3 protein-coding genes and 1 rRNA gene are annotated in these 6,445 nt (G+C 40.9%); 3 read left to right on the forward strand and 1 reads right to left on the reverse strand.

The annotated features are described in order from the left end of the window. Nucleotides 1-11 precede the first annotated feature (11 nt). Genes L2713_RS12595 through L2713_RS12605 form a run of 3 tightly spaced genes read left to right on the forward strand, consistent with a single transcriptional unit; the run spans nt 12 to nt 6,030 of the window. Nucleotides 12-3,152: a lantibiotic dehydratase gene (locus tag L2713_RS12595; protein WP_248968127.1), complete on the forward strand. Its 3,141-nt coding sequence runs from the start codon at nt 12-14 to the stop codon at nt 3,150-3,152. Next, nucleotides 3,149-3,913 carry an HlyD family secretion protein gene (locus L2713_RS12600; RefSeq protein WP_248968128.1) on the forward strand — a complete coding sequence of 255 codons (765 nt, stop codon included), beginning with the start codon at nt 3,149-3,151 and terminating at the stop codon, nt 3,911-3,913. Before L2713_RS12595 ends, L2713_RS12600 begins: the two co-directional genes overlap by 4 nt. Beyond that, nucleotides 3,913-6,030: a peptidase domain-containing ABC transporter gene (locus L2713_RS12605; protein ID WP_248968129.1), complete on the forward strand. Its 2,118-nt coding sequence runs from the start codon at nt 3,913-3,915 to the stop codon at nt 6,028-6,030. The genes L2713_RS12600 and L2713_RS12605 overlap by 1 nt, the downstream gene beginning before the upstream one ends. Before the next feature lie 314 nt (nt 6,031-6,344). Here the strand turns inward: L2713_RS12605 and rrf are convergent. After that, nucleotides 6,345-6,445 (reverse strand): 5S ribosomal RNA (gene rrf / locus L2713_RS12610); the annotation flags it as partial.

Raw genomic sequence — 6,445 nt, forward strand, 5'->3', positions numbered from 1 at the left:
AAGGAATTATTATGAGTATAGGGGCTTTAAACATTGCCGACTTCTTTGTTATCAGGGCACCTAGATCAAGTTTGTCTCAACTACGAAAAATACCAACTGAGCCTGCAGCCTTAGTCGATTTTCTCGCCAGCTGGGTAGCAAACCCCGCTGTACAAGAAGCCCTATATCTTGCTAGCCCTTCATTGATAGAGCGATTGCCTAATTGGCAACACCAGCCAAACAGTAAAGCGGCAATTAAAATAACTAACTCCTTGTTGAAATATTTTATTCGGTTTAGCTCTAGAGCGACTCCATTTGGGTTATTTGCAGGCGTAACCTTGGGGCAAGTAGCAAATGAAACGCACTTACAGTGTAATACGATGCTGCGAGATAAGCGCCATACCCGCTTTGACATAGCCTATTTAACTGCAATTCGTGCCCAATTTAGTGAACCAAATCAGGCAGAAAAGTGGCCGTTATTGTGTTACCAAGTTAATCCAACGTTAAAACAACAGGCTGATGGTCTGCATTATATTGAACCGTATTTTTCAGATACTGAGCAAAAATATCGATTAAGTAGCTTGCTATTAGATGAATATTTGCTTGCTATGTTGCAACTCGCTAAGAAGGAAGGAACCTTTGCTTCTTTACAAGATGGATTTCAACAACTCTACCCTACGGCTGATGCTGCGAGCATACAGGATTATATTAAGCAGTTACTTGCCGCAGGAGTGTTGCAAGTCAAATTACCACTAGCGTTAACTTCTGGCTCTCCAGAGCAAACTTTTATTAAAGCATTACAAAGTGTCGGCGCTACAGGCAGTGCAGATATATTGCAACGAGCTCAAACTCAGTTAAACAGCATGGATAAACAACCTGTTAACCCAATTAAGCAATATCAAGAAATTTACCGTAGCTTGCAAACACTACCATATCCTGTAAGCGAGAATCGTCTATTACAGACTGATATTTTGCGTTCATTTTCACAGTGCAAATTATCACAAGTGGAAGTATCTTCCTTGATGCCTGCATTATTGGCATTATTAGCGATGCGAAAACCTTATAAAACGCCATTGAATGACTTTAGCCAAAAATTTAAAGCAAGATTTAGTAGCCAATATGTACCATTGTTGACCTTATTAGATGACGAAATTGGTATTTCATTCTCCAGCGATATTGGCTACCACACTTCTTTGTTAGCTGGGTTAAATATCACCCCCCCCCCTCCCTCTACACAAGATATTATCGAACCATTGCAACAGACAATTATCGCAGCTCTAAGCCATCTATCCCCCAACGAAACAGTGCTGCAATTAACAAGTGATTCGTTATTGTCTAAGCATGAAAATGCGACTTTGATAGCTAAATTACCCGCTTCCTTCGCTATAAATCTATCAGCTTATAAACAAAAAGATGGTCGAGTTGTTTACTATTATCATGGTTGCTATGGCCCCTCTGCAGCGAATTTACTCGGACGTTTCTGTCATTTATCAACCGATATGCTGCAACAGGTCAAACAACATTTATCTCAAGAAGAAGCACATTCTCCAGAAGTCCTTTTTGCAGAAGTGCTACATATGCCCGAGGGACGTCCAGGCAATGTCATCGCTAGACCGAAATTAAGAGCCTATGAGATTGTTTTTCTTGCTGACAGTCACTTAGCAGATGAGTGGCAAATCCCAATCAGCGATCTATTGGTCTATCAAGAAAATGACGTATTATGTTTATGGTCACAACGATTACAAAAAAGAATAATTCCCCGTTTATCCTCTGCCCATAACTTCACTGATCGTAGTTTAGGGATTTATCGGTTTTTATGCTCACTTCAACATCAAAACTTACAAATGCCTCACTTCACCTTACCTGATAGCCTGCATAAAGCAAAACGAGTTCCAAGGATAATGTTAGATAATCTGGTCCTGCAAGAGGCCCACTGCAATATTCCAGTCGCACAATTGAAACGCTTATGGCAGGAAGGCCTGTTTGTTGAATCCCATTGGCTGCAACTTCAGCAAGAATATGGTTTAAATCGTCATATGAGCTATGCCATAGCCGACCATGTGCTATTCATCGATCTGCAAAATAATATGATGTTCCAAATGTTGTTGGCAGAGGTAAAACATAAGAGCCACATTAGGTTGAATGAAATTCTCGCGATGAAATACCAACCTTTACTGCAAGGGCCAGATGGCCCTTACCAGCATGAAATAATCGTACCGCTGTCAAATAGTGCCGCAACACCATACTTAGCACCATTGACGAGCCCAACCGATGACAAGTGTAGGCAGTTTGCGCCAGGCTCAGAATGGCTAAGTGTCAAATTATATGCTGGGCAAAGTAGTGTGGAGCAACTGTTACTAAAGCAATTGGCACCTTGGCTAACGCAAATGCAGCAGGTTGGCGTGTTCAAGCATTGGTTCTTTATACGCTATGGCGATCCTGATTGGCATCTACGGCTACGATGTTTTGGCGAGCCGGAACGATTATATGGGGAGTTACTACCCGCACTAAATCGTTTATTAGCGCCATCTCTAGCCAGTTCAGGCTTATATCGCATTGAGTTATTCACTTACATGCAGGAGACAGACCGCTACGGGGGCGAGCATATGATGCCTTTGGCTGAGTACTTTTTCAGTTTGGACAGTCAGTTTGTGTTGCAGGCAATATTATTCAGTCAACAAGATGACAGCTTGAGGTGGCGCTTAGCCATTTTAGCGATAGATTTAATATTAACTCAATTCGATTATTTACCCGCCGAGAAATTTAAACTGATCGATAATTTGCGGACGGGATTTGCACAAGAATTTAATGAAGGCTTAGAATTACGCCAGCAAATGGGCGATAAATATCGATACTATCAGTCACAATTACAACAAGATCTCCAATTACTAAATTGGCATAACCAAGCTGTTGAGCCATTCAAACAACAAATTCAGCAAAGTTTACAGCAGTTGTCATCTTCGATTGCACCATGTTGCCAGGCAATGCTGGCATTATTTGAGTCACAACAAGCGAGATGTAGTCGAGATAGTTTACTAGGCTCGTTATTACATATGTTTACTAACCGGTTATTCAAGGCTTATGGTCGAGAACAAGAGTTTGTCGTTTATGACATGTTACGGCGTATCTATCTAAGCAAGCGCGCGCAACCAGTAGGAGGCTTAGCTCCATGAACGATTTATTTCGAAAAGAAGTTGTCGTGCAGCAACAGCAAAGATTGCAAGGGGAAGTAAGCTTGACTCAGCCAGTTAGTTTTATTGGCTTCACAGTATTAATTAGCGCGCTTATTTTATGTGCCTTACTTTTTTTGTATTTTAGCGAGTATCAACGCAACGAACGTGTGCAAGGTTACATAGAGCCAGCCATGATGGCGATTCGTCTATCCACTCCTAAATCAACCAACGAAGGGCAACTTTTAGTACAACTTGGCGAGCAAGTGCAGCAGAATCAGACTTTAGTACAAAAGCTACACAGCCCAAGTACGATGGAAAAATCATTTATATTGAAAGCTCCTTTTGCAGGAACTGTTACCGAAATTTTATGGCCATCTGGTGAAGATATCGATTCATCAAAGCCTTCAATATCGTTATTACCCCAACCAGAAACCTTGTTCGCAATCGTATATGTGCCCTCGAGAGTTATAGGACAACTCGCATTGGGGCAAGTGCTACAAATGCGCGTAGAGGCATTTCCCTATCAGCATTTTGGTGTGCAAACAGCCACTCTAGTTGAGATAGGAAGTCTGCCAGTAGGCATAAGTGAAGCGCCATCCTTATCTGAGCCGAGTTATAAACTCACTTTAGCATTGACGGAAGATGCAAAAAAATTACCACTAAGAGCAGGAATGAGATTGGAGGTTGATATTAGTTCCGCGCCGCGCAGACTATTGGAATGGTTGTTTATACCGAATGTTGTTGATAAGGGTCAAAACTAATGACAACACTGCAAGATAAGTTGAGAACTTGGTCAGGCCGACGTTTACCTATGCTAGTTCAGACTGAGGCGGCTGAATGCGGCTTAGCCTGTGTAGCTATGGTGGCCAGCATGCATGGCTATCAAACTGATTTAAATAGCTTAAGACAACGTTTCTCGCTATCACTAGAAGGCTGTACTTTACTGGATCTAATGCATATTGCAGAGCAGCTACAACTCAGCAGCCGCCCATTGAAAATTGAATTAGAAGAATTATCCGACTTAGCCACGCCATGTATCTTGCACTGGGATCTCAATCACTTTGTAGTACTAAAGTCAGTGAACGCTCAACACTGTATTATTCATGACCCAGCTTCAGGAGTGCGGCGAATATCCCTAACAGAAGTCTCAAAATCATTTACTGGTATCGCTTTAGAATTGACACCAACAGCGACATTTACTGCAGAACAAGCTAAACAATCATTAACATTCTCGTCCTTTTTTTCTAAGATCACAGGTTTAAAGCAATCGTTAGGGTTGTTATTAAGCTTGTCCGTTTTTTTACAGCTGTTTATCTTAGTCTCACCTTACTACATTCAACTCGTAGTAGACGCCGTTATTATTAGTAATGATAGTCAGTTGCTATTAGTATTGGCATTAGGGTTTGCCTTGTTACTATTGTTTGATGTTGCCACCAATGCTTTACGCAGCTTAGTGCTACTGAATTTCAGCAGCCAACTGAGTGTGCAGCTAGCCAGAAACCTTTTCCATCATCTAGTACGGTTACCATTGGCATATTTTGAAAAACGTCATATGGGGGATCTGGTTTCACGATTTGGTTCTTTAAGGCAATTACGAGAACTGCTAACTACCGGTATTATTGAAGCCATTATTGATGGTTTTATGGCGCTAGGAGTTTTATGCATGATCTTCTTTTACAGCCCATTATTGTCCCTAGTAGTAATTGTAGCCGTGCTAGCATATTGCGCCTTAAGATTAGTGTTATATCAGTCCTTACGCTTAGCCTCAGAGCAACAAATTCTTGCCTTAGCAGGTGAGCAATCAAACTTTATGGAAACGATCCGAGCGATTCAGACGGTTAAGTTATTCGGATTTGAAAGTCAGCGAGAAGCGATTTGGCAAAATCACTATATTAAAGCAACGAATAGGACCATTAAGCTCGGAAAATATGAGATATCGTATCAGGTAATGAACAAATTATTATTTGGTACAGAAAATATTGTGGTTATCTATCTTGCAGCAGAATTAGTCATGATGGGTAGTTTTACCACAGGAATGTTATTTGCGTTTATTGCCTATAAAGCCCAATTTATGGAACGCATGGGTAAGTTGATCGAAAAGTTGATTGAATATCGCATGCTGAGTTTACATTTCGAACGGATTGCAGATATTGCCCTAACAGCCAAAGAACAAACTTATCCATCACATCCAATACTGCATAAAGTGGCCGGAAATATCTGTCTACAACAGGTCTGCTTTAGTTATAGTTCCGTTACCGAACCAGTACTTTACAATTTAACATTACAGATAAATGCAGGTGAGTCAGTTGCAATTATAGGCCCATCTGGTTGTGGTAAAAGTACCTTAATGAAACTGTTATTAGGGCTATTAACACCAACTGAAGGTGAGATATTAATCGATGACATACCGTTGGTGAAACTAGGATTAGCTCAGTATCGCCAGCAAGTCGCCGCTGTAATGCAAGAGGACCAATTACTTGGTGGGACAGTAGAAGACAATATTACATTTTTTTCGGATAAAATTGACGTCGACAAGCTGACTCGTTGTGCACAAATGGCAGCTATCCACCAAGATATTTGTCAGATGCCAATGGGCTATAAAAGTTTAATAAGCGATATGGGATCAGCACTATCCAGTGGGCAAAAACAGCGGCTAATTCTAGCAAGAGCACTGTATCGGGAACCCAAGATTCTATTTATGGATGAAGCAACAAGTCACTTAGACATAGTCACTGAGTCGGTTGTTAATCAAGCGATGAAAAAATTGAACATCACCAGAGTGGTAATTGCCCATCGACCCGAAACCATTAAAGCTGCTGATAGAGTCATCGATTTAACACAACTTCTACAACGGTCAGCAATTAACAAAGTAAGTTAAGTAGAGTCAAAATTTTGTACCGATTAAATGAATAGTTTGTGCCCTCCATTACTTAAGTCAGAAGTCTGCTTATATAGCCACTTCCGTGACTCATAAAATAATTCACTAAATTCAATCACTTAGTTACTTGTAACAATACTGATAAGAACAGCCTTAATTCAAGATAAGCAAACACCTAAAAGATCGTCATTATCACATAGAAATTAACTCTCCTAGGTTAATCATTTGAATGAAGCAATGGATAGATGGGATTAAGACAAATTCCAAACACAAAAAAAGCCAGCTTATTCAGCTGGCTTCTTCGTTAATTAGGCGCTTGGCGATGACCTACTCTCACATGGGGAGACCCCACACTACCATCGGCGCGATTGCGTTTCACTTCTGAGTTCGGGATGGGATCAGGTGGGACCACAAT

It is taken from the genome of Shewanella seohaensis (genome assembly GCF_023283775.1).
GTDB lineage: Bacteria > Pseudomonadota > Gammaproteobacteria > Enterobacterales > Shewanellaceae > Shewanella > Shewanella seohaensis.